The 23,353-nt window shown below is 72.9% G+C and carries 17 protein-coding genes and 1 pseudogene; 9 read left to right on the top strand and 9 right to left on the bottom strand.

All coding sequences use genetic code 11. From position 1 onward, the window contains the following. Positions 1–26: 26 nt before the first annotated feature. The 3 genes from OTB19_RS17720 to OTB19_RS17710 form a co-directional block, all read right to left on the bottom strand. A complete protein-coding gene (locus tag OTB19_RS17720) occupies positions 27–7,412 on the bottom strand; it encodes an amino acid adenylation domain-containing protein (protein ID WP_267799237.1) in 7,386 nt (2,461 codons plus the stop codon). A 71-nt stretch (positions 7,413–7,483) separates the two neighbouring features. Further along, positions 7,484–7,978 (bottom strand): GNAT family N-acetyltransferase, encoded by a 495-nt coding sequence (locus OTB19_RS17715; RefSeq protein WP_267799236.1) that lies wholly within the window; start codon positions 7,976–7,978, stop codon positions 7,484–7,486. 55 nt (positions 7,979–8,033) lie between these two features. After that, positions 8,034–10,346: a M20/M25/M40 family metallo-hydrolase gene (locus OTB19_RS17710; RefSeq protein WP_267799235.1), complete on the bottom strand. Its 2,313-nt coding sequence runs from the start codon at positions 10,344–10,346 to the stop codon at positions 8,034–8,036. A gap of 191 nt (positions 10,347–10,537) precedes the next feature. Between OTB19_RS17710 and OTB19_RS17705 the strand changes: the two genes are divergently transcribed. The 3 genes from OTB19_RS17705 (at position 10,538) to OTB19_RS17695 (ending at position 12,596) form a co-directional block, all read left to right on the top strand. Then, positions 10,538–11,449: an ABC transporter ATP-binding protein gene (locus OTB19_RS17705; protein ID WP_267799234.1), complete on the top strand. Its 912-nt coding sequence runs from the start codon at positions 10,538–10,540 to the stop codon at positions 11,447–11,449. 48 nt (positions 11,450–11,497) lie between these two features. Beyond that, complete coding sequence (locus OTB19_RS17700; protein WP_267799233.1) at positions 11,498–12,331, top strand: ABC transporter permease; 834 nt, start codon at positions 11,498–11,500, stop codon at positions 12,329–12,331. A gap of 79 nt (positions 12,332–12,410) precedes the next feature. Next, positions 12,411–12,596, top strand: coding sequence for an MbtH family protein (locus OTB19_RS17695; protein ID WP_267799232.1), 186 nt, complete (start codon positions 12,411–12,413; stop codon positions 12,594–12,596). A 94-nt stretch (positions 12,597–12,690) separates the two neighbouring features. On the opposite strand, the gene OTB19_RS17690 is transcribed toward OTB19_RS17695, so the two are convergent. Continuing rightward, positions 12,691–14,262: an amidohydrolase gene (locus OTB19_RS17690; protein WP_267799231.1), complete on the bottom strand. Its 1,572-nt coding sequence runs from the start codon at positions 14,260–14,262 to the stop codon at positions 12,691–12,693. A gap of 111 nt (positions 14,263–14,373) precedes the next feature. Beyond that, positions 14,374–15,231, bottom strand: a pseudogene (locus tag OTB19_RS17685) (SidA/IucD/PvdA family monooxygenase); the annotation flags it as partial. A gap of 110 nt (positions 15,232–15,341) precedes the next feature. On the opposite strand from OTB19_RS17685, the gene OTB19_RS17680 reads away from it, so the two are divergent. From OTB19_RS17680 to OTB19_RS17670, 3 genes are all read left to right on the top strand, one after another. Beyond that, complete coding sequence (locus OTB19_RS17680) at positions 15,342–15,527, top strand: hypothetical protein (protein ID WP_267799230.1); 186 nt, start codon at positions 15,342–15,344, stop codon at positions 15,525–15,527. Positions 15,528–15,675: 148 nt separating this feature from the next. Beyond that, positions 15,676–16,491 (top strand): class I SAM-dependent methyltransferase, encoded by an 816-nt coding sequence (locus OTB19_RS17675; protein WP_267799229.1) that lies wholly within the window; start codon positions 15,676–15,678, stop codon positions 16,489–16,491. Then, positions 16,478–17,182 carry a M24 family metallopeptidase gene (locus OTB19_RS17670; protein WP_267799228.1) on the top strand — a complete coding sequence of 235 codons (705 nt, stop codon included), beginning with the start codon at positions 16,478–16,480 and terminating at the stop codon, positions 17,180–17,182. Before OTB19_RS17675 ends, OTB19_RS17670 begins: the two co-directional genes overlap by 14 nt. A gap of 173 nt (positions 17,183–17,355) precedes the next feature. Here OTB19_RS17670 and OTB19_RS17665 read toward each other — a convergent pair whose 3' ends face one another. Both OTB19_RS17665 and OTB19_RS17660 read right to left on the bottom strand, forming a co-directional pair. Then, positions 17,356–17,682, bottom strand: coding sequence for a putative quinol monooxygenase (locus OTB19_RS17665; RefSeq protein ID WP_267799227.1), 327 nt, complete (start codon positions 17,680–17,682; stop codon positions 17,356–17,358). A gap of 155 nt (positions 17,683–17,837) precedes the next feature. Further along, positions 17,838–18,578 carry an IclR family transcriptional regulator gene (locus tag OTB19_RS17660; RefSeq protein ID WP_267799226.1) on the bottom strand — a complete coding sequence of 247 codons (741 nt, stop codon included), beginning with the start codon at positions 18,576–18,578 and terminating at the stop codon, positions 17,838–17,840. Between the two features lie 225 nt (positions 18,579–18,803). Here OTB19_RS17660 and OTB19_RS17655 point away from each other — a divergent pair, with 225 nt between their 5' ends. Then, complete coding sequence (locus OTB19_RS17655; protein WP_267799225.1) at positions 18,804–20,885, top strand: SpoIIE family protein phosphatase; 2,082 nt, start codon at positions 18,804–18,806, stop codon at positions 20,883–20,885. A gap of 143 nt (positions 20,886–21,028) precedes the next feature. Then, positions 21,029–21,388 (top strand): PRC-barrel domain-containing protein, encoded by a 360-nt coding sequence (locus OTB19_RS17650; RefSeq protein ID WP_267799224.1) that lies wholly within the window; start codon positions 21,029–21,031, stop codon positions 21,386–21,388. Between the two features lie 93 nt (positions 21,389–21,481). Here OTB19_RS17650 and OTB19_RS17645 read toward each other — a convergent pair whose 3' ends face one another. After that, positions 21,482–21,715, bottom strand: coding sequence for a DUF6296 family protein (locus OTB19_RS17645; protein ID WP_267799223.1), 234 nt, complete (start codon positions 21,713–21,715; stop codon positions 21,482–21,484). Positions 21,716–21,966: 251 nt separating this feature from the next. After that, a complete protein-coding gene (locus OTB19_RS17640; protein WP_267799222.1) occupies positions 21,967–22,362 on the bottom strand; it encodes a DUF5997 family protein in 396 nt (131 codons plus the stop codon). Between the two features lie 58 nt (positions 22,363–22,420). On the opposite strand from OTB19_RS17640, the gene OTB19_RS17635 reads away from it, so the two are divergent. Continuing rightward, positions 22,421–23,233, top strand: a complete 813-nt coding sequence (locus OTB19_RS17635) for a LysR family substrate-binding domain-containing protein (RefSeq protein WP_267799221.1) — start codon at positions 22,421–22,423, stop codon at positions 23,231–23,233. The last annotated feature ends 120 nt before the right edge of the window (positions 23,234–23,353 follow it).

Raw genomic sequence — 23,353 nt, 5'->3', positions numbered from 1 at the left:
GGCGAACACCGTGCCCGATGTCGTGCTCATCGGCCCTCCCTCCGCTCCAGCGCGGCGGCGAGGATCCGCCCGATCTCGTCGATCGGGCCGGGATCGGCCAGCTCCAGGTGCCGGGCGTCGATCGGATGGTCCTCGATGCGTCCCACGACGTGGTTCACCCAGCTCTGCGGACCCGCCACGGACTGCCCCGCACCCGCCCCGGGGCCGTCGTAGGCGAACTCGGCGGTGGCGGTGAACGTCATCAGCCCGCCGTCGAGCACCCTCGGGAACCAGCGGGCCATCAGCTCGCCGTGGTAGCGGCAGGTGTCCAGCATCACCGCCAACTGGGCCGCGTCACGCGGCGCCGACGCGCCCAAGGCGGGCGCGAGCAACCCGAGCAACTCCTCCGCGTCCGGTGTCCACCTCCCGTCGGCGGCCGCCTCCATGCGCTCCCGGGGAGCGCGCACCGCGTCGAGGAGCCGGAGCAGGACCTCGCCCTCGGTGACCGTTCCCTGCCGCACGTCGGCCGCCGTGGGGGCCGTACTGTCCATCAGCGCCACCAGGTCGACCGTCTCGCCGCTCTCCTTGAGCTGGACCGCGATCTCGTGCGCGAGCACGCCGCCGAACGACCATCCCAGCAGCCGGTACGGGCCGTGGGGCCGCACCTCGCGGATGCGCCGCGCGTACTCGGCCGCGAGCGCGCCCATGTCGGCCGGACGTTCCCCTCCGCCCGCCGGGCCGATGCCCTGCAACGCGTACACGGGCTGATCGGGGCCGAGGCCGCGCAGCAATCCCGCGTACCCGAACCCATCGCCCACCACCGGATGCACGCAGAACAGCGGGGGCCGCGAGCCCTGCGCCCGCAGCGCCAGCAGCGGCTCCCACGCGGGGAGCGCCCCCTCGGGGGCGGCCACCGGCGCGGCGGCCGGCAGCGGGCCGGCCGGCGCCGTCACCGGGTCGATCGCCGCGGGCGCGGGGGGCACGGGACCGGAGGCCACGCCGGCCGTCCCCGACAGCCTCTCGGCGATCAACCGGGGGGTGGGGCAGTCGAAGAGGGCCCGGATCGGCAGGTCCACGCCCAGCTCGGCCCGGATCCCCTCGGCCAGCCGCACCATCAGCAACGAGTGCCCACCCAGCAGGAAGAAGTCGTCGTCCGGCCGGACCACGGGCACGTCGAGCAGATCGGCGAAGAGCGTGGTGAGGGTCTTCTCCAGCGGGGTCCGCGGCTCCTGGTCGGCCGAGTCCCCGACGACCGCCGCCGGATCGGGCAGCGCGGCCCGGTCCAGCTTGCCGTTGGCCGTCACCGGGATCGCGTCCAGGGGCACGTACGCCGTCGGCACCATGTGCTCGGGCAGCCGGCCCCGCAGATGCGTGCGCAGCTCCTCGGCGCCCGGCGCCGCGCCGCCCTGGGCGGGCACGAGGTAGGCGACGATGCGGGACGCGGCGCGCGGGTCCTCGCGTACGACCACGGCGCAGGAGCCGACCGCCGGGTGCTCGCGGAGCACGGCCTCGATCTCCCCCAACTCGATGCGGAAGCCCCGGACCTTGACCTGCCCGTCGACCCGGCCCTGATACTCGACGACACCGTCGGCCCGCATCCGCGCGAGGTCACCGGTGCGGTACATGCGGGTGCCGGGGGCGCCGTGCGGGTCCGCGACGAACCGCTCGGCGGTCAACGCGGGCCGGTCCAGATAGCCGCGGGCCAACTGCACGCCCGCCAGGTAGAGGTCACCGGTGACGCCCGGCGGCACCGGCTGGAGTTCGGCGTCCAGGACGTAGACCCGGGTGTTCCACACCGGCCGCCCGATCGGCACGGGCCTGGTCGGATCGTCGTCCGGGCCGCAGGCCCACGCGGTCACCTCGATCGATGCCTCGGTCGGGCCGTACAGGTCCACCAGCAGCACGTCGGGCAGCACCTCGCGGAACCGGCGCGCGGTCGCCGAACCCAGCGCCTCGCCACTGGCGACGACCAGGCGCAGCGACCGGCAACGCCCGGCGTCGGGATCCTGGAGGAAGACGTCCAGCATGGAGGGGACAAACTGCGCCACGGTGATCCGCTCCTCGCGGATCAACCGGGACAGGTAGGCGGGATCACGGTGCCCCTCGGGCTTGGCGACGACCAGCGTGGCACCCGTGGTCAGCGGCCAGAAGAACTCCCAGACCGACACGTCGAAACTGGACGGGGTCTTCTGCAACACCCGGTCGGCGGCCGTCAGTCGGTACTCCTCCTGCCCCCAGCGCAGCCGGTTGGCGACGCCCTCGTGCGGGACGACGACCCCCTTGGGACGCCCGGTGGAGCCGGAGGTGTAGATCACGTACGCGGGATCGGACGGGGAGGGGCCGACCGGTTCGAGAACGGCGGACCCCTCGCCGGCCGGTTCGTCCGTCGCCCCGGCCCACGGGTCCACCACGGTGAGGCCCTCGGGCACCCCCAGGGCGTCGGCGGTCCGCCCCGCCGCGACGAGCGCGGCCGGCCGGGCGTCGGCCAGCATGAACGCCAGCCGCTCCGCCGGGTAGTCCGGATCCAGCGGCACGTGCGCGCCGCCCGCCCGGTGGACGGCGCACAGGGCGGCGACCAGTTCGACCGAGCGCGGCAACGCCACCGCGACCCGGCTCCCGGGGCCGACCCCGGCGGCCGTCAGCCGCCGGGCGAGCACCTCCACCCGGCCGTCCAGTTCGGCGTAGCTCACCGCGGCGCCCTCGAAGACCACGGCGGTGGCCTCGGGCGTCCGGGCGATCTGCTCGGCGACCGCTTCGGCGAGGGTGGTCGGCGGCAGGTCCCGCCGGGTGTCGTTCCACTCCTCCAGGATCCGGGTCCGCTCGTCGTCGGCGAGCAGCCCGACCCGGCTCAGCGGCAGGTCCGGGTCGGACGCGACGGCGGTGAGCAGTCGGGCCAGCCGGTCGGCGAGAGCGGCCGCGGTGGATTCGTCGAAGAGGTCGGCCCGGTACTCGACGGAACCGACCAACGCGCCCGCCGCGCCGTCCGTCGCCGACTCCGCGCCCAGCGTGAACGTCAGGTCGAACTTGGCCGGGGCGAGCCCCACTTGCATGCCCCGCGTCGAGACGCCGGGAATGTCGAGGGACGTCTCCACGGCCTGGTTCATCACCAGGGCGACCTGGAACAGCGGGTGACGGCCGGGCGAGCGCGCCGGGTTGACGAGGTCCACCAGACGTTCGAAGGGCAGGTCCTGGTGCGCGTACGCGGCGAGGTCGGTCTCCCGCACCCGCCGCAGCAACTCCCGGAACGTCGGATTGCCCTCGGTGCGGGTGCGCAGGACCAGGGTGTTGACGAAGAAGCCGACGAGTTCGCCCACCCCCTCGTCGAGCCGCCCGGCCACCGGCGTGCCCAGCGGAATGTCGGTACCGGCGCCCAGCCGGGTCAACAGGCCCGCGAGGCCCGCCTGGACGGCCATGAAGAGACTGGCGCCCTCACCGCCCGCGAGCTCCACCAGGGCGCGGTGCACCGAGGCGTCGACCCGCAGCGGCACGACCCCGCCCGCGTGCCCCGTCGCGGCGGTACGACGCCGGTCCACCGGCAGCGCGATCTCCTCCGGCAGCCCCCGCAGGGCCTCGCTCCAGTGGGCCCACTGCTCGGCGGCCAGGGAGCGCGGATCCTGGTCGTCCCCGAGCAGGGCGTGCTGCCAGAGGGTGTAGTCGGCGTACTGCACCGCGAGCGGCGCGCCGCGATCGGGCTCCCCGCCGGCCAGCCGGGCCCGGTACGCGGCGCCCAGATCGCGGGCGAGCGGCCCCAGGGACCAGGCGTCACACGCGATGTGATGGATCGTCAACAACAGCACGTGCCGCTCGGGAGCGATCCTGAACACCCGCGCCCGGACGGGCGGTCGGTGGGCCAGGTCGAAGGGCTCCGAGGCGGCGGCCGCGAGCACCGCGTCCAGCGCGGCACCGTCGGCGTCGTCCGGGTCCAGCGGCAGCACGTCGAGCAGCGCCGGCAGCCGGCGCGGGTCGAGGACCAGCTGCCGGGGCGCACCGCCGTTGTCCGGGAAGACCGTGCGCAACGACTCGTGCCGTTCGACGACGTCGCCGAGGGCGGCCGCCAGCGCCCCGATGTCGAGCGGCCCGTCGAGCCGCAGCGGGAGCGGGACGTGGTAGGCCGGACTCTCCCGGTCCAGGCGCTGGAGGAACCAGAGCCTGCGCTGCGCGTACGACAGGGGGATCCGGTCGGGGCGCTCCGCCGGCAGCAGCGCGGGACGGCGGCGCTCGCCGCCCCCCGCCCCGTCGGCCCCCACGAGCCGGGCCAGGCCGGCCGGGGTACGGGCCTCGAACACGGACCGGACCGTGAGGTCGGCCCCGGTCACGGTGCGGATGCGACTGATCAGCCGCATCGCGAGCAGCGAGTGGCCGCCCAGGGTGAAGAAGTCCTGGTCGGGCCCGACCTCGGGCATCCGCAGCACCTCGGCGAACAGCGCGCACAGGGCGGTCTCCGCGGGGCCCTCGGGCGCGCGCCCCGGGCCATCGGAGATCCGTACCTCCGGTTCGGGCAGCGCCGCGCGGTCCAGCTTGCCGCTGCTGGTGAGCGGCAGCGCGTCGAGGTGGGAGTACGCCGAGGGAATCATGTACGCGGGCAGTCGCCGCGCGAGGTGCGCGCGCAGCTCCGCCGGGTCGGGGTCGGCGCCCGGAGCGAGCGCGAGGTAGCCGGCCAGGAAGCGGTCGTCGGGGGAGTCGCCCCGGACGACGACGGCGGCCTGGACGATGCCCGGGTACTGCTCCAGGACCGCCTCGATCTCGCCCGGTTCGATCCGGAAGCCGCGGATCTTCACCTGCTCGTCCGCCCGACCGAGGTACTCGACCTGACCGTCGCGACGCAACCGCGCGAGGTCCCCGGTCCGGTACATCCGCGAACCGGGCGGACCGTACGGGTCGGCCACGAACCGCTCCGCGGTGAGCGCGGCACGGCCGAGGTAGCCGCGGGCCACCTGCACCCCGGCGAGGTACAGCTCACCGCGGACGCCGACGGGGGCCGGTCGCAGCGACTCGTCCAGCACGTAGGCGCGCACGCCGTCGATGGGCCGGCCGATGGCCGGGGTGGCGCTGTCGCCCAGCGCGCAGGCCAGGGCGTCGACGGTGGTCTCCGTCGGCCCGTAGTAGTTGTGCACGGCCAGGCCCGGCACGGCCGTGAGCCGGGTCCACAGGTCCGAGCCCAAGGCCTCGCCGCCGAGCATCAGCACCTCGGGCCGGTGCGTCTCCTCGTCCAGCAGGCCGGCGGCGATCAGCGGCGCCACGTAGGTGGGGGTGAGGTCCAGGAAGGCCACCCGCTCGCGCCGTACGTACGCCACCAGCGCCTTCGGGTCGAGCCGGACGTCGTCGGAGAGCAGGTGCAGCCGGTGGCCCTCCAGCATCCAGAACAGCGGCTCCCACGAGGTGTCGAAGGTCAGGGAGGCCACCAGGGCGACGTCCAGGCCGTCCCGGGTTCCCGGGCGCACCAGACGGGCCCGGTGGTGCCGCATCAGGTTGGTCAGGGACCGGTGCTCGACGACGACGCCCTTGGGGGTGCCGGTCGAGCCCGAGGTGTGGATGACGTACGCGGCGTCGCCGGGGCCCGTGGGCCCGGTGCGGTCGGCGTCCGTCAGGTCGTGCGACGGGTGCGCGGCGACCGCGGCCGACACCCGCGGGTCGTCGATCACGCAGGCCGCCGGATGGTCGAACGGTGCCTCGACGGCGGTCCGGGACACGAGCACGCACACGGGGCGGACGGTGTCGAGGATCCCCGCGAGCCGTTCCCCCGGAGTGTCCGCGGCGACGGGCACGTAGGCGGCCCCGGACTTCAGGATGGCGAGGAGGCTCACGAGGAGATCGGCGTCCCGGGCCGCCATGAGCACCACGTACCGCTCGGGGCCGGCGCCGCGCCGCACGAGTTCCCGGGCCAGCCGGTTCGCCCGCGCGTTGACCTCGGCGAAGGTCAGCCGGGTCGCGCCGGCGACCACCGCGATCCGGTCGGGGTCGGCCGCCGCGCGTTCCTCGAAGGCACGGTGGAAGGTGATGTCCGGGGGAGCCCCCGCGCCGGTGGGGAGCGCGGGTCCGTTCCAGGCGGCGGACAGGGCCGCCCGGTCCTCGGCGGTCAACAGGTCGATGGAGCCGATCCGCTGATCGGGGTCGGCGACGACCGCCTCCAGCAGCAGGGTGAGCCGGCTCATCAGGGCCTCTGCGCCGGCCAGGTCGAAGAGGTCGCTGCTGTACTCGACGAAACAGGTCAGCCCGGCCGGGCCGCCGTCGTCGTCGCGGCGTTCCATGACGTTGAACGACAGGTCGAAGCGGGCGCCGCCCGGGTCGGCCTCCACGAACTCGATGTCCACGCCGGGGAAGACGAGTTCGGCCTTGGGCAGGTTCTGGAAGGCGAGCATCACCTGGAACAGGGGATGCCAGCCCAGCGAACGCGGCGGGTTGAGCGCGGTGATCAACCGCTCGATGGGCATCTCCTGGTGGGAGAAGCCCTGGAGGTCGACCCGCCGGACCCGCTTGAGCAGCTCCCGGAAGGTCGGATCGCCCGAGGTGTCCACGCGCAGCACGAGCGGGTTCACGAAGTACCCGACGACGTCGTCGTAGCGCTCGTCCATCCGCCCGGCGGTGGGACTCGCGATCGGGATGTCCGTCCCGGAGCCGGAACGGGTCAGCACCGTGGCGAGCGCGGCCTGGACCAGCATGAACAGGCTCACCCGACACGTGCGCGTCAGCGCCAGCAGCTCACGGTGCAGCCCGGCGGGGATCTCCCAGGGGAAGTAGTCGCCCTCGAAGGTCTTCACCGCCGGCCGGGGACGGTCGGTGGGCAGTTCGAGGCAGTCCGGTATGCCGTCCAGGGCCTTGCTCCAGTAGCCGAGCCGGCCGCTGATCCCGCTGTCGGGGTCCTCCAGGTCGCCGAGCGAGGTGCGCTGTTCGAGCGCGTAGTCGGCGTAACTCGCCTGGAGCGGGGCCCAGATCGGCTCCCTGCCCCGGCTCCGGGCGAGATACGCGGCGCTCAGGTCACGGGCCAGCGGAGCCATGGACCAGCCGTCACCGGCGATGTGGTGCTGCACCATCAGCACCACGTGCTCCCGGGGACCGAGCACGAAGACGTGCAGGCGCAGCAGCGGGTCCGCCGTCAGGTCGAAGAGGACCCGGCAGGCGGCGGCGATCAACTCCGGCAGCTCCTCCTCGCCGGCCTCGGCCACGGTGAGCGGCGTCGGCACCTCCGCCGGGTCCAACACGTGCTGGTACGGGTTTCCGTCCCGCTCGGGGAAGACCGTGCGCAGCGCGGCATGACGTCCGATCACATCGTCCAGCGCCGCCCGGAGGGCGTCGACGTCGACGCTTCCGGTGAGCCGCATGGCCACCGGCATGTGGTACGACGCGTCGCCGTCCTGCAGCCGGTCGTTGAACCAGAGGGCCAACTGTGCGTACGACAGCGGAATCCCCGTCGACCGGTCGGCTTCACCCTGCACGTGTCTTCCTTCTTCCCCGTGTGGACCTGTGGTCCGAATCGCGACAACTACCCGTCAAAGCCGGGGGATGGTCAGTCCCCGGCGGTCCAGCGGTACGTCGCGTCCGGCTCCTTCTCCTCGTTGCGGCTGCCGTCGTTGAAGTCCACGGCGACGAATCCGTGGCGCTCGTAGAAGGCGCGGGCGCCGGTGTTGCGCTGGAACACGTGCAGGGTCAGCTCCCGCGGGCTCGCCCCGCGGACCAGCTCCAGCAGCCGCGAGCCGATGCCGCGTCGCAGGGCGTCGGGCCGCAGGTAGAGGTGGTCGAGTTCGGTTCCGTCCAGCGAGGCGAAGCCCAGCAGCTCGCCCCGCTCGTCCTCGGCCACCCACACGGTGCTGTCGGGCAGGACCACGTGCGTGATCCAGGCGAGGGTGTCCTCGTCGCTGTGCACCCGGGGGAGGTAGGGCATCGCGGCGGCGCGCGATGCCAGGAAGACCCCCGTGACGGCCTGCGCGTCATCGGCCGTGGCGCCGCGCAGACGCACCGCGCCCCGGTCCTGTCCCTGTTCGGCGGGCTCGTTCACTGCCATCCGTCTCTCCAAGCTGTCGGTGCGGTCGTGCCCGCCGGGCGGGCACGACCCGTGGTCAGAACGTGTACGTGCGGCTCGCCAGGGACAGGCCCGCCTCGTCGGCGAAGTACGCCCGGTCCCCGGGGAGGGGTCGGTCCAGGGCGGAGGCGGGCAGCCCCGCCTCCTCGGTCATGGCGAGCAGTCGCACCGGACCGTCGCCCCGTACGGTCAGGGTGAGCGTGAACCCCTCGGCCGGCGGCGCGGCGTGGACGAACCCCCACTTCCAGGGAGTCGCCGTGTACGAGCGGTTCTCTCCGCCGGGCATCTCGCCCGAACCGCCGGGGGCGCCGGCCAGGTTCGCCTTGACCACCTCGGTGGACGAGGTGTCCACGTAGAGCGCGGTCAGGACGGAGCGGCCCCGCTCGGCGGAGACGGACAGGGTCAACCGGCGCCCGTCCGCGACGCGTTCGTCGGAGACGGTGCGCACCACCGGCTCCGCGACCGCCACCGCCGGGGCGTCGCCGACGAGGTGACCGCCGGGCGGCGCGGGCAGGGCAGGGATGCTCTTCTCCAGGTCCGATGTGCGTGCGCCGTCGGTGTAGTGGGCCACCCACGAGTCCGGGTCGGCGTTCTCCGACACCCAGTACGCGCGTGACCGGTCCAGGTCCCGGGCGTACATCAGGCTCACGGGCAGCGGGTGGGCGCGGTCCGTGCCGTCGACCGCAGCGCCGACCCCCAGCATCGCGACCCCCGACAGGGCGAGCGCGAGACCGATGGCGAGCCCGGCGCGCGGCCGACCCGCCAGGTGGGCCGGCGGCAGCAACAGCAACACCGCGACCAGCGCCACGAAGACCAAGGGAGCAGCCGCAGCGGCGAGTTGGACGGCGGGGAACAGCAGGACGGCCAGCGGGACGATCAGGACCGCGGCCGGCAGGCCCGGCAGGGCGAGGGCCACGGGACGCCACGGCGACTCCTCGGCGAGCCGCACGGTCAGGGCCAGCGCGGCCGCGCCCGCGAGCGCGGTCCAGGTGAACAGGTAGCACGCGCCGGGCAGCGCCAGGCCGGTGGCCACGGCGAGCGCCACCAGCCAGACCAGCACGGCCGCCAGGGACTCCACCGGCGTCGTACGGGTGCGGGCCCACCGCGTCCAGCCCCAGGCAACCGCCACGACGAGCAACACCAGTCCGACGACGATGAGTTCGGGCCGGTAGGGATCGCCGTGCGTGAACCGGCCGTAGGCGGGCTTGACCAACAGGAGGACCTGCCAGGAGGCCCAGCCGATCGCCCCCGCCGCCACCAGGACCAACGGGAACGCGGCGGCCGCCACCGCCACCTTCCGCGGGCGCAGCGCCCGCCGCCGGCGGGCGTACCAGCCGGCCGCGACGGCGGCGAGGAGCGCCGCGCCCGCCAGGGGCAGCACGGCCCCGGCCGGGTAACGCACCAGCACCGGGCCCACGTTGAACCAGGTCGCGTCCGAGGCCCCGGCGACCTGCTTCAGGTCCGCGCCCGCGAGGCTCCGGGTGGCGGAGAGCGCGGTGGCGCCCAGGTCCTGGAGGCTGCCGGAGTCGAGGTGCTCGATGTCGTCCTCGGTGGAGTGGTAGCGCGAACTCCCACCGATCACGGCGAAGTTCAGGCCGGTCAGGCCGGCGTCGCGAAAGTGGGTGAAGTCGGTCTCGTTGGGGAGCAGCCGATAGACCTCGTCCGCGAGGGAGGTGGTGACCGGCGGACGGTCGCCCAGCGCGCCGACCACGCCCGCGCTGCGCTCACCTGTCTGGAACATGACGGCCGGCCCCGTGGTGCCGCGGGCATCGATGTTGATCACGACGTCCCGTCGCGGGTCGAGGGTCGGCGTGTTCCGCACGTACGCCCGCGCCCCGAGTTGCCCGATCTCCTCCGCGTCGGTGAAGAGCAGGACGACGTCGTTGCGCGTTCGCTCCCCGGCCTTGAGCACACGGGCGATCTCCAGCACCGCCCCCACGCCGAGTCCGTCGTCGGACGCGCCGGGGCCGGAGGACGTGGAGTCGGTGTGGGCGACGAGCAGGATCCTTCCGGTCGAGGACCGTCCGGGGATGGTCGCCGTGATGTTGTGGACCCGCCCCGCCAGGTGTGAGGCGGCGGAACCGGGAAGCACCTCGGTCGCCTCCTGCACCGACGGATTCAGGCCAAGTTTCCGCAACTCGCCTTCCACGTGGGCGCGTACCCGGTCGGCGGCCTCCGAACCGGACGGATGGGGCGCGTGGGCGATCTGTTCGATGTGCTCTTTCGCCCGCCCCGCGGAAAAGGAAGCGGGTGCCTCATCTTTGCCTGAAGGTACGGGAGTTGACTGCACCGCGAATCCGCAGAAGGCCGCGATCAGAGCGAGCAGCGCGACCGCCGACAGTGCAGGCATGCGCGTTCTCATTCGTGTCCCCCGGCACTTGGCGAACCACCAGGCGGGTTCGTTCACCGAAGCAACGTAACAGCACCGGGCAATCGTTGATAGATCTTGCCGGGTTCGGTCGCATGGTGTTTGGATGGGCAGCCGCAGGACGGCCATGACCAGTTGCCCCGCGATGTCACCGGCTACGAGGGGGATCCAGGGTGAACGTCCCCGCTGTCCGCATGAGCGGCGCGGTCAAGAGCTACGGATCGACCACGGCCGTCGACGGATTGGACCTGGAGGTGCCGGCCGGGATGTTCCTCGGCCTGCTCGGTCCGAACGGAGCGGGCAAGTCCACCACCATGCGCATGCTCACCGGGCAGAGCAGGGCGGACAGCGGTACCGTCGAGGTCTTCGGGCACCGACTGCCCGAGGAGTCCCGTCGCGTCCGGTCCCTGATCGGCGTCGTGCCGCAGCACGACAACCTCGACTCCGAACTGTCGGTCCGACAGAACCTCGACGTCTTCGCCCGGCTCGGGGCCGTGCCCGCGCGCGAATGCCGTGCCCGCGTCGACCGGGCGCTGGCCGACGCGCGCCTCACCGACCGGGCCGGCCACCGCGTCGACGCCCTCTCCGGCGGCATGCGCAGACGACTGCTCCTGGCCCGGGGGACCCTGTTGTCCCCCCGCCTGCTGCTGCTCGACGAACCCACCGTCGGCCTCGACCCGCAGATCCGCCAGGACCTCTGGGACGTCATCGAGGAACTGCGGGCGGGCGGCACCACCGTCGTGATGTCCACCCACTACATCGAGGAGGCCGAGCGCCTCGCCGACAGCGTGGCCGTGGTCTTCGGCGGCAAGCTCATCGCCCAGGGCGCCCCCGCGGACCTGCTGCGCGCGCACGCCGGGGCGCAGGCCGCCGAGTACCGGGGCGACGCGGCACGCCGCGTCCGCGTGGAGCGGGTCGCGACCGAGGCGGGCCTGCCCAGCCGACGTACCGGACTCTCCGTCTCCGTGCTGCGCGCCGAGACCATGACCGCCTCGGTCCACGAACTCCTCGGTGCGCCCGACGTCCTGCGCCCCACCACGTTGGAGGACGTCTTCGTCGTCCTGACCGGGGCGCTCTTCAGCTGACTCGCCCCGCCCCGCGACGGCTCCGCCGTTCCAGAAAGGACCCTTCCCATGACGAGGGCAGCTCCCGCACGCCCCGCGGAGACGCAGGTACGCGGCCCGGAGGAGGCGCGGAAGGCGACCCCGGTGCTCTGGCCCACCCTGCGGGCCGTCTGGCTGCGGGAACTCCTGCTCTTCCGCCGCTACTGGCCCGCCGTGACCTTCGGCTCACTGGTGGAGCCACTGGTGTACATGGCGGGATTCGGGCTCGGGTTCAGCCGGCTGATCAGCACGGCGGAGGGGCGACCGTACATCCAGTTCATCGGCACCGGCATGGTGGTCACGTCGGTCCTCTTCGCCTCGGCGTTCGCCGGGATGTTCGAGACCTTCAACCGCCGGTGCTACCAGAAGCTCTACGACGACATGCTCAGTCGGCCGGTAGACGTCTGGGAACTGATCACCGCCGAGGCCTCGTGGATCGCCGTCAAGTCGTCGATCTACAGCTCCGCCCCGCTCCTGATCACCCTCGCGGCGGGCCTGCCCGCGACCCCCGGACTGCTGCTGGTGCCCTTCATCGCGCTCTTCTCCGGGTTCGGCTTCGCCCTGTGCGGCATGTGGGTCTCCTGCCTGGTGCCGGCGATCGACTGGCTGCGGCTGGTGGTGTCGGGCGTCCTCACGCCGATGGTCATGGCGGCGGGGGTGTTCTTCCCGCTGGACGGCCTGCCCGGGTGGATCGGAGGCATCGCAACCGTGAATCCGATCTACCACTGTATGGAATTGGTGCGTCACTCGGCGTTCGGAACGCTGGGAATGGGCGACCTCGTCCACGCGCTCGTCCTGATCGGATTCACCGCCCTCAGTTGGTTCCTGGCATTGCGCGGGATGACGCGCCGCCTCATCGACTGAGTTCCGCTGCCACGAGCACATGTTTGAACATGCATGTATCGGTATATTCATCCATTGGTGCGACTGAAAGGGAGTCGTCATGACCAACCCGTTCGACGATCCGGACCGCCTCTTCCGCGTACTGCGCAACACCGGCGGCGAACACTCGCTCTGGCCGGACGGCATCGAGATTCCCGCCGGCTGGCAGGTCGTCCACGGCGAGGCCTCGCGCGCCGCCTGCCAGACCTGGATCGAGGACAACTGGCGCCCCGCCGCGCACCGGTGACGGACCGCCGCCGACCGGTTCCGCTCCGTGGCGGGGCTGCGCGGCACCACGCCGGAGGTCATGGACGCGGTCCGCACGGCGGCTCAGGACGCGGTCACACCCGGCCCGCCGTGGGCACGCCGTCCACGTAGGTGTCGAGCACCTCGATGTCGCCGATGCGTGAGGTCTCCACCCGCGTGGGATCGTCGGCGAGCACCACCAGGTCGGCCCGCTTCCCCGGCGTCAGACTGCCCGCGCGATCGTCCCAGCGACAGGCGTGGGCGCCGCCGACCGTGTACGCGTACAGGGCCTCCTGGACGCCGATCGCCTCGTCCGGGCCGATCGCCCGCCCCGACAGCGAGGCCCGCTCGACCATGAACTGGACGCCGCGCAGGGGCGAACCGTCCGTCACGGGCCGGTCAGAGCTGCCCACCAGGGTGACCCCGTGGTCGAGGAACCCGCGACCCCGGTACATCCACGGGGCCCGCTCGGGGCCCATGACGGCCGCGTAGTCGTCCCCGAAGTACCGCAGGAAGTTCGGCTGGACCACCGCGCTGAGACCCAGCGTGGCGAACCGCGGCACCTGGTCGGGGCGGATCAGCCCGGCGTGTTCGATGCGGTGCCGGGCGTCCGGCCGGGGCCGCAGACCCTGGGCCCGCTCCAGCGCGTCCAGGGCGAGGTCCGCGGCGCGGTCGCCGATGGCGTGCACCGCGAGCTGCCACCCGGCGAGGTGACCGTCCACGATCAAGTCCGTGATGGCCTCCGGGGAGTCCTGGAGTTCGCCGATGCCGTCCGTCCCGACGTACGGGGCGGTCAGCGCGGCCGTACGCGCCATCATGCCGCCGTCCGTGTAGATCTTCAGCGCGCCGACGGACAGCCAGTCGTCCCCGAACCCGGTCCGCAACCCGAGGTCGAGCGCGCGCGGGAAGCCGTCGTCCGCGTGGGCCGCGACGGGACGCAGGGTGTCCCCGGCCGCCATCAGCTGGACGCGCAGCGGAAGCCGGCCCCGGTCGCGCAGCAACTGGTAGGCGCCGGCCTCCACCGGGCTGTGGCCGAGGAGCCCGCCGCCGATCCCGGCCTCCGCGCAGGCGGTGATGCCCTCGCCCAGGCACTGCCGGCCGGCGCGTTCGATGGCGTCGGCCAATTCCTCCTGGGAGTAGGGAAGTCGCAGCCGTCGGGCGGCGGTCATGGCGCTCTCCGCGAGGAAGCCCCCGCCGTCCGCGGCCGACGCGGGCAGCAGGTCCAGGACAGCGCTGTTGACCACACAGCCGTGCCCGGAGTCGTGCATCATGAACACCTTGCGTCCGGCCCCGACCTCGTCCAGTTCGACGGCCGTCAGGTGTCGGCCCAGGGCCCGCTGGTCGTATCCGGCGATGTCCACCCAGGCCCCGGGCGGCTTGTCCGCGACGGCCCGCGCCACCACCGCCAACACGTCCTCGACCCGCTCGCACGGTGCCACGCTCGGTGTGGCCGCCTTCAGGCCGGTCCAGGCCAGGTGGACGTGGCTGTCGATGAACCCGGGCAGCACGGTGGCGCCCTGGAGGTCGACCACCTCCCGGGCGGGCAGCCCCGTCACCGCCTCGTCGAGGCCGACGATCCGGCCGCGCCAGATCCCGATGTCGTGGGCGACGGGGTGCGCCGGGTCCATGGTGACGACGTGCGCGTTGGTCAGCCGCGTACTGAGCATGGGCATCGATCCTCGGGGAGTGCGGGCCACCGGTTCCGGGGCAGGGGGTGGCGGGTGTGGGCAGGGGGGCCTCGCGACCCGATCCGGCCGGCCGCCTGGTGCGTGAACAGCCTAGAGAGAGGAGCCGATCTCGTCGGCGGTGCGGCGGGGTCCACCGGCGGGTTCCGGGCCGCGCTCCACGATCGACCGCAGGATGTCCCCGACCCGGACCGCCGTGTTCGACAGCAGGGCCGAGGTGATGCCGTGGGTGTGCTCGGTGCCGCCCTGGAGGTATATGCCGCAGCGCAGTCCGGGATCGGTGGTCAGGCGGTAGTCCCGCTCGACCCGGACCCGACCCTGCTCGTCCAGCAGGCAGTACCGGCCGATCTCGCCGAGGAGGCCGAGCGCGTCGGCCGAACGGTACCCGGTGGCGTAGATCAGCACGTCGGCGTCGAGGTGGGTCCGTTCGCCGTCCAGCGACTCGACCGTGGCGAGCACCTTGTGCGGCGTCTCCACCACGTGGGTGAGGCGGGAGACCTTCAGGAAGCGCAATCGCTCGGCGCCCAGGACCTTCTCCCGGTACTGCTGCCGGTAGAGGTCGTCGATGAGGCCGATGTCCACCACGGAGTAGTTGGTGTTGGCGTGGTACTCGATCAGCTTGCGCTTGACGTCCTCGGGCGCGGCGAAGTACTCGTCGACCGCGTCCGGGTCGAAGATCCGGTTGGCGAACCCGCTGTTGTCGGCCGGGCTGTAGCCGTACCGGGAGAAGACCGCGCAGACCTCGGCCTCGGGGAAGGCGCGGTGCAGGTAGGCCACGTTCTCGGAGGCGCTCTGGCCGGCGCCGACCACGACGAACCGGGACGGGGCGGTGTCCTTGAGCGCGTCCGCCCGCGTCAGCAGGTCGGACGTGTGCCAGACACGGTCCGAGCGCTCGACGCCCTCCGGCATCCGCGGCCGCAGTCCGGTGCCGATCACGAGGTTGCCGCCTCGGGGCGCCGACCCGACCCCTCGCCGCCGCGCGGATCACCGGATCCGTGGGGCGATGTCATTCCGTCGGCCGCGCACTCGGCAACGAACGAACGGGGATTGAGGGGGAGCTGATGGAGCGACAGGCAACCACCGGTACGAACGGGGGCCCCGCCGGGGCCCCGTTCGTCATCATCGGCATGGGGAACACCCAGGCGGACTGGGCGCGAGTGCTGGGCGCCCTCACCAACACCGACCCGACCATCGACGCCCCGCCGGCGCCGGCCGCCGCCGCACCGGCGGTGACGACCGAGAGCTGAACCGGACCGGGTCCGGAGACCCGTACAGGTTCACATCTGCGCGGCTCTTGGCTGTTTCGACAAGCATATGCGGCGTGATGTACGAAGCGGGTTTGCACATGCAGTATGAGGGGAGGCGCGGTTCCCGGTACAGGAGGAGGCGGTGGCGATGGCGGTGAACGTCCGTGGCGTGGACGGCGGTGCGGGGGACGTGGACCGCGGCGACATCGGTGCGGTCCACGCGCGCCTGCGGCGGCCGGACCCGAGGATCGCGCACTTCGTCGCCCAGGCCCTCGGGGGCGCGCGCAGGGTGGTCAACGTCGGTGCGGGGGCCGGTTCGTACGAGTCGGCGGCGCCCGCGGTGACGCCGGTGGAGCCCTCGGAGTCGATGCGGGCACGGCGCGCCGCGGGTCTGCCGCGCGCGGTGGACGCGGTCGCGGAACACCTGCCCTTCGACGACGGGGAGTTCGACGGGGCGATGACGCTGTTCAGCGTGCACCAGTGGTCGGACGTGGCGGCGGGCCTGCGCGAGATGCGGCGGGTGACCCGGGGCCCGGTCGTGGTGCTGACCTCTGATCCGGAACGGGTGCGCGACTTCTGGCTGTACGAGTACGCGCCCGAGGTCCTCGACATGGAGGCGCACCGGTATCCCTCCATCGGGATGATGGCCGCCGCTCTGGGTGGTTGTGGGAGTGTGCGGGCGGTGCCGATTCCGTTGGACTGCACGGACGGGTTCAACGAGGCGTACTTCGGGCGTCCGGAGATGTTGTTGGATCCGGCGGCACGGCAGGCGTGTTCGGCTTGGAGTTTCGTGGACGACGGGGTCCGCGAACGCTTCACGACCCGATTGCGGGAAGACCTGGAATCGGGGGTGTGGGACGAGCGGTTCGGTCATCTGCGGCGTCGCTCGTTCCACGAGGGGTCGCTCGTGCTCGTGCGCGCGACACCGGAAACGGAAGAGGAACAGCACCATGGGGGTATCTGAGCGGATGGACGAACAACTGCGCGCACTCGGCCTGGTGGAGGCGCAACGCAAGGCGGTGGCCCTGTTCGCGGAGGTCGAGGCGCGAGGTCTGGTCGCGCCCGGCGTCGGCGAACGGGAGGTCAGCGACGGCATTCGGGACCTGGCCAACGAGATGTTCGGAACCACGAAGCACTGGCACAAGCGGATCGTCCGTTCCGGCCCGCACACGATGTTCCCCTACCGGGAGAACCCGCCCGACCGGATCATCGGGGAGGACGACATCGCCTTCGCGGACTTCGGCCCGATCTTCGAGGAGTACGAGGCCGACTTCGGCCGTACCTTCGTCTTCGGCGACGACCCGGTCAAGCACCGGCTCCGCGGCGACCTCGCCCGCGTGTTCGCCGAAGGCCGGCAGGCTTTCCGCGAGGACCCCCACATCACCGGCAAGCAGTTGTACACGGCCGTGGAGCGCTCGGCGGCCGAGGCCGGCTGGACACTGGGCGGCTGGCACGCGGGACACCTCGTGGGGGAGTTCCCGCACGAACTGATCGACGGCGCCAAGGTGGAGTCCTACGTCACCCCGGACAACGACCATCCGCTGCGCCGCACCGACCGGGCCGGATGGCGCTGCCACTGGATCCTGGAGGTTCACCTGGTGCACGAACCGGGCGGCTTCGGAGGCTTTTACGAACAGCTCCTCGACCTCGCGTAGGTCCCGCTCCGCGGGTGCCGGCCCGGTCCCCGGCGGTGTTCACCCGGCTCGGGAGGGGTGGTCATCGAATCGACGCCCCTCGCGGACGGACCGCACGAGATCGCCCGGATCGAACGTCGAGGCGGCCACGCCCCTTGACGTGCGGGGTCCGTCCACGGTGACGGACCGGCGCCTCAGGCGCGCGGGGAGAGTTCGGCCATGGCGCTCCAGCCCTGGCCGGGCACCTCCACGTTGATGATCTCCGGGGTCGAGGCGATGGCGCCGGCCAACGTCTCCATCCCGGCCTTGAAGTGCTCCGACGCCACGTGCGCGGCGCCCGCCTCGGCGTCGGCGAAGGCCTCCAGCAGGGTGTACTTGGTCGGGTCGTCGACGCTGCGCGACCAGTCGTAGAACAGGTTGCCCGGCTCCGCGCGGGTGGCCCGGGTGAAGTCGTCGACGAGCGTGAGCCAGTTGTCGCTGTGCTCCGGACGGACGTCGAACCTGACGGCTATGAAGATCATGGGCACCAGCCTGGCACCCGATGCCCGCCACCGCACGCGGGACCGGCCCGGTTTCCGGCAGGCTCGGAAAGCGGCGCCCGACGGGCCGGGGAAAGCGGCGCCCGACGGCCCGGGGTACGAGACCGCCCCACGTGCCCGCGGTCCGCCGGGTGACCTCAGAGCAGGCCCGCCGCGCGGGCGAGCGCGCCCCGGACCTCATCGGGGCGGCGCCGGTACTCCCGGGTCGGCAGCGACACGGACAGCGCGTGCACCGCGTCGTCACCCCGCGGCCGCTCCGCCGGCAGGGCGACGGCCACACAGGTGTAGGCGGGGTCGGCCTCGCCCACCGAGACGGCGTACCCCTGCCCCCGCACCCGGGACAGCTCCGCCTCCAGCGACTCCGCGCTGGTGATGGTGGCCGGGGTCAGGCGCGCCATGCCATGCTCCGACAGGTAGCGCCGCCGCAGCGGGCGGGGGAGCTCGGCGAGCAGCGCCTTGCCGTGCGCCGTGGCGTGCGCGCGGGTCTCCCGCCCGGGAGCGAAGGGGTTCGCGGTGTCCGTCACGGGAGCCGTCGTGTCGACCACCGTGATCAGCCCGCCGCGGTACGCGGTGTAGTACGCCTCCGCTCCGGCGGCCCGGCGCAGCCGCGCCAACACGTCCGTGACGCCCGGCGCCGGCTCCAGGTGCCGCAGGTAGCTGCGGTGCAGCCGGGGGATCAGCGGCCCCAGCGCGTACCCGCGCGCCGTCCGCACGAGATGGCCGCGCTCCGTGAGCGGGGCCAGGAGGTGGTAGACGGTCGAGAGGGAGCAGCCCGTCAGGCGGGCCAGTGCCTTGGCGCTGACCGGCCCGTCCGCTTCGGCCACCGCGTCGAGGAGGGCCAGCGCCCGGTCGACGGACTGCGGACCGTGGTGCGGCATGGCGGGTTCCCCGGGGGCGAGTGGCGACGTACGAGACCTCCCGACCCTACGGCAGCGGTCCCGCGACCCGCCGCCCGTCGGGGGCGCGGCCACCGGATCGGCGGACCAGCGGCTGCCGGTTCCGCGCGGTGGAGGGAGGATGGAACCCACCCGGCGCGCGTGCGCGGGACAGGGAGCGGGCAGAGCCTCCGACTCCGGGCCAGGTGGTGGGAAGGAGCGGCCGGCATGGGCAGTGCTGATGCCGTGCCCCCCGGTTTCGAAGAGTCCGGCGACGCGTTCTTCGCGGAACCGGGCGGGCTCCTGGACGACCTCGGCGTCGCGGCGGTGCTGCTCGACGACGTCGGGCGGATCGCCCTGTGGAGCCCACAGGCCGAGGAACTGTTCGGTTACACGGCCCAGGAGGCCCTGGGCCGCTTCGCCGCGCAGCTGCTCGTCGGCGAGGAGCAGCGCGACCACGTCGTGGCCCTGTTCGCCGCGGTGATGGCGGGCGGCGGGCCGTGGGCCGGCGTGTTCCCGGTGTCACACAAGGACGGCAGCACCCGATTGGCGGAGTTCCGCAACATGCGGTTGGAGGACGCCCAGGGCAAGACCTACGCCCTCGGCATCGCCTCCGACCGGACCGTGCTGCGGCGCGTGGAGCGCAGCCTGGCGCTGTCCCTGGGGCTGGTAGAGCAGTCCCCGATAGGCCTGGCGGTCATGGACACGGACCTGCGCTACGTCCTGGTCAACCCCGCGCTCGCGCGGATCAACGGAATGCCGGCGGAGGACCACCTCGGCCGCCACCTCCACGAGGCCCTCCCGCTCCTGGACTCGGGCCCCCTGGAGGCGGCCATGCGCGAGGTCCTCGACGACGGCGTCCCGCAACTGAACCGGCTCACCACCGGCCACACCCCGGCCGACCCCGGCGACGAGCGTGCCTGGTCGGTCTCGCTCTACCGGCTGGACGACTCGGTGGGCCGGGCCATCGGCGTCGCCGCCTCCGTCGTGGACGTCACCGAACAGCACCGGACCTCCCGGGCCGTCGCCCTGGCCCGGCAACGGCTCGCCCTGATCGCCGACGCGTCCGTACGCATCGGCACCACCCTCGACCTCGACGTGACGGCCCGCGAACTGGGCGACATCGCCGTCCCGGAACTCGCGGACCTCGCCACGGTCGACGTCCTCGACAGCATCCTCAGGAGCGACAAACCGCCCGAGGACCCGCACGCCGACACCGTGCAGTTCCGCGCCCTGGCCGTGACCGCCGCCCGTCCCGGTCCGGCCACCCTGGCCGTCGACCCGGTCGGCGAACTCGCCCGCTACGACGCCACCCGCCTGGTCACCCAGTGCGTGCTCACCGGCCGGTCCATTCTCGTGCGGCACGTCACCGACCGGGAGCTGGCCGGGATCGCCCGCAACCCCGAGGCCGCGGCCCTGCTCGTCGAGGCCGGGCTGCACTCCTACCTCGCGGTGCCCCTGACCGCCCGCGGCGAGGTCATCGGCGTCCTCGGCCTCCAGCGGACGAGCAACCCGATGCCCTTCGACCACGACGACGTCCTGCTCGCCGCCGAACTGGCCGCGCGGGCCGCCGTGTGCATCGACAACGCCCGCTGGTACCAGCGCCAGCGCCGGGCCGCCCTCACGCTCCAACGCCACCTGCTGCCCCAGGAACCCACCGTCACCCCGGGCCTGGAGATCGCCTACCGCTACCAGCCCGCGGCGGCCGTCGGCGAGGTCGGCGGAGACTGGTTCGACGTCATCCCGTTGCCCGACGACAAGACCGCGCTCGTGGTCGGGGACGTCATGGGCAGCGGCATCAACGCGGCCGCGACCATGGGACAACTGCGCACCGCGGCCCGGACGCTCGCCGAGCTGGACCTCGACCCCGCCGCCGTGCTGACCCGGCTCGACCACACCACGACCGGCCTCGGCCACACCATGGCCACCTGCGTCTTCGCCGTCTACGACCCGCACGCCAACCGGTGCCGGATCGCCACCGCCGGTCACCTGCCGCCCGTACTGGTCCGCCCCGGCCGGGACCCCGAACTCCTCGACCTGCCCACCGGGGCACCGCTGGGCGTCGGCGGGGTGCAGTTCGAGGCCACCACGTTCGAACTGGGCGTCGGCGACGAGCTGGTCTTCTACACCGACGGGCTCGTCGAGACCCGCGACGAGGACATCGACGTGCGCCTGCGGGCCCTCACCGCCCTCCTCGCCGACCCGGCGCGCCCCCTCGAAGAAACCTGCGACGTGCTCCTGGGGGCCCTGCGCCACCCCGACGACCGCGACGACGTGGCCCTGCTCATCGCCCGCACCCGCCCGCGCTGACCCCGGCGTCGCCCGCCCCGCCCGGCCAGGCGTACGTGAAGACCTGCCCGCAGCTCATCGCGCGGGTATCTCCGCTTGAGGCACGCGGGACCGGGCAGGTGCCAGGCCGGAGGACCGAAACCGGCAGCGAAGGAGTGGTTTCCATGTCCGGCGACGTATGGGGATACCGCGAGACGTCGGGCCGGTTGCGGGACATCGACCTCACGGGCTTCAAGGTCGAGGCGACCGACGGCCACATCGGCAAGGTCGACAAGCACTCCGACGAGGTGGGCGCGTCCTACCTCGTCGTCGACACCGGCCACTGGATCTTCGGCAAGGAGGTCCTGCTGCCCGCCGGCACGGTCACGCGGATCGACCAGGAGGAACAGCGGATCCACGTGGACCGCACCAAGGCGCAGATCAAGGACGCGCCCGAGTTCGTCAGCGACCGACACCTCACCGACGCGGAGTACCACCGCCAGGTCGGCGCCTACTACACCGGCGGCCCGGAACACCGCGCCTGACCCGCCGGCGCGGCACACCGCCGCCCACCCGGGCCGCACGCCCCATCCGGGGCCCCTGTCGGCCGCACGGCCCATCCGGGCCCCTGTCGGGCCTTACTCCGGCCGGCGGGCCACCACGGGGTACTCGGGGTCCTGCTGACCGCCCGAGGCCAGCATCCTGACCTCGCCCTGATCGCTGATCTCCGCGCGGATGATCCCCGTCTCGTCGGCGTACACGGGATGACCACCCGGTCCCGCCTGCGAGGTCCGCGAGACGAGGACCTTGTCCTGCGCCCGCCCCCCGTCCTCGCCGCGCCGGAACACCAGCTCATACCGGTCCTCGTCCACCGCACCTCCCGATCCGTGCCGCCGTCGGTCGTCCCTCCATGGGAAGTCCTCGACCCCGCCGCGTCCATTTCACTGCGGCGATTGGCCCAGAGGGACACCTCCGCCGACCGGGGACCCGGGGGCGGCGCCGGCCCGGGATCCGGTGGGCGGCACCGGCACTCAGGCGGCACCGGCACTCAGGCGGCCCCGGACACGGGAACAGCCCCGGACCGGGGTCCGGGGCTGTTCGCGGCGGTGCGGCGTGCGGGGGCTCAGCCCTCCTGCTGCTCCTGCTTCTGCGCGTTCTTCTCCTTGATGCGGACCGTTTCCTTGCGGACCTCGGCCTGCGTGGCACGCTCCTTCTGCAGCCACTCGGGGGCCTCGTTCTTCAGCGCCTCGATCTGCTCCGTGCTGAGGGCCTCGGTGACCCCGCCCCGCGCGAGACCGGCGATGGAGACGCCCAGCTTGGCCGCGACCACCGGCCGGGGATGCGGGCCGTTGCGGCGCAGCTCCTGGAGCCACTCGGGCGGATCGGTCTGCAGGGCACCCAACTCGCTGCGCGAAACGACACCCTCCTGGAACTCGGCGGGGGTGGCTTCGAGGTACACACCCAGCTTCTTCGCCGCGGTCGCGGGCTTCATGGTCTGGGCGGTCTTGTGCGACGTCATGGAGTCAAGAGTATCGAGCGTGTGCACCACCTCTGACCACGGCCGGTAACCTGGCCCGGTGACAGGCTCGGAAGTACCTCCCTCGTTCCGGCTCGCCTACGTTCCGGGGGTGACACCCACCAAGTGGGTGCGGATCTGGAACGAACGGCTGCCCGGCATCCCGCTGACCCTCGTCGCGGTGGCCCCCGCCGACGCCCCCGGCGTGCTGCGCGCCGGCGAGGCGGACGCCGGATTCGTCCGGCTGCCGATCGACCGCACGGACCTCAGCGCCATTCCGCTGTACACCGAGACCACGGTCGTCTTGATCCCCAAGGACCACCTGGTGGCGACGGCCGAGGAGGTGTCCACCGGCGACCTGGCCGACGAGATCGTGCTGCATCCCCTCGACGACACCCTCGACTGGGACACCCTGCCGGGGCGTCCCGCGATGGAGCGACCCGCGACGACGGAGGACGCCGTCGAGCTGGTGGCCGCGGGCATCGGGGTACTGGTCGTCCCGCAGTCCCTCGCCCGCCTGTACCACCGCAAGGACCTCACCTACCGGCCGCTGACGGGCGCCCCCGAGTCGCGGGTGGCGCTGTCCTGGCCCGGGGAGGAGACCACCGACCTGGTGGAGGAGTTCATCGGCATCGTCCGCGGACGGACCGTGAACAGCTCCCGGGGCCGCTCCCTGGCGGCCCCCGCACCCGCGACGGCGCAGCCGAAGGGCAAGCGCCCGGCGCCGGGCGGAGCAGCGCGCAAGCCCACCGGCGGCAAGCCGGCCGGCAAGAACCCGCGCGGTGGCGCCGGCGCCCCCAAGGGCGGCAAGGGTGGCAAGGGCGGCGCCCCGGGCAAGGGCGGCGGCAAGCGCGGCAAGCCGCGCGGCCGCTAGTGCTGCTCCGCGAAAGTTCGTGGAGGGGGGTTCAGGCTTCCTGGAGGGGGCTGGCGGCGTAGGTCCACTTGAAGGGGCGGGCGGTCTCGTTCCGTTTGATCATGTAGTCGTCCATCTTGG

The sequence above is a fragment of the Streptomyces sp. H27-H5 genome (assembly GCF_026627505.1).
Lineage (GTDB): Bacteria > Actinomycetota > Actinomycetes > Streptomycetales > Streptomycetaceae > Streptomyces.
This window is presented reverse-complemented; position numbering and strand designations above follow the sequence as displayed.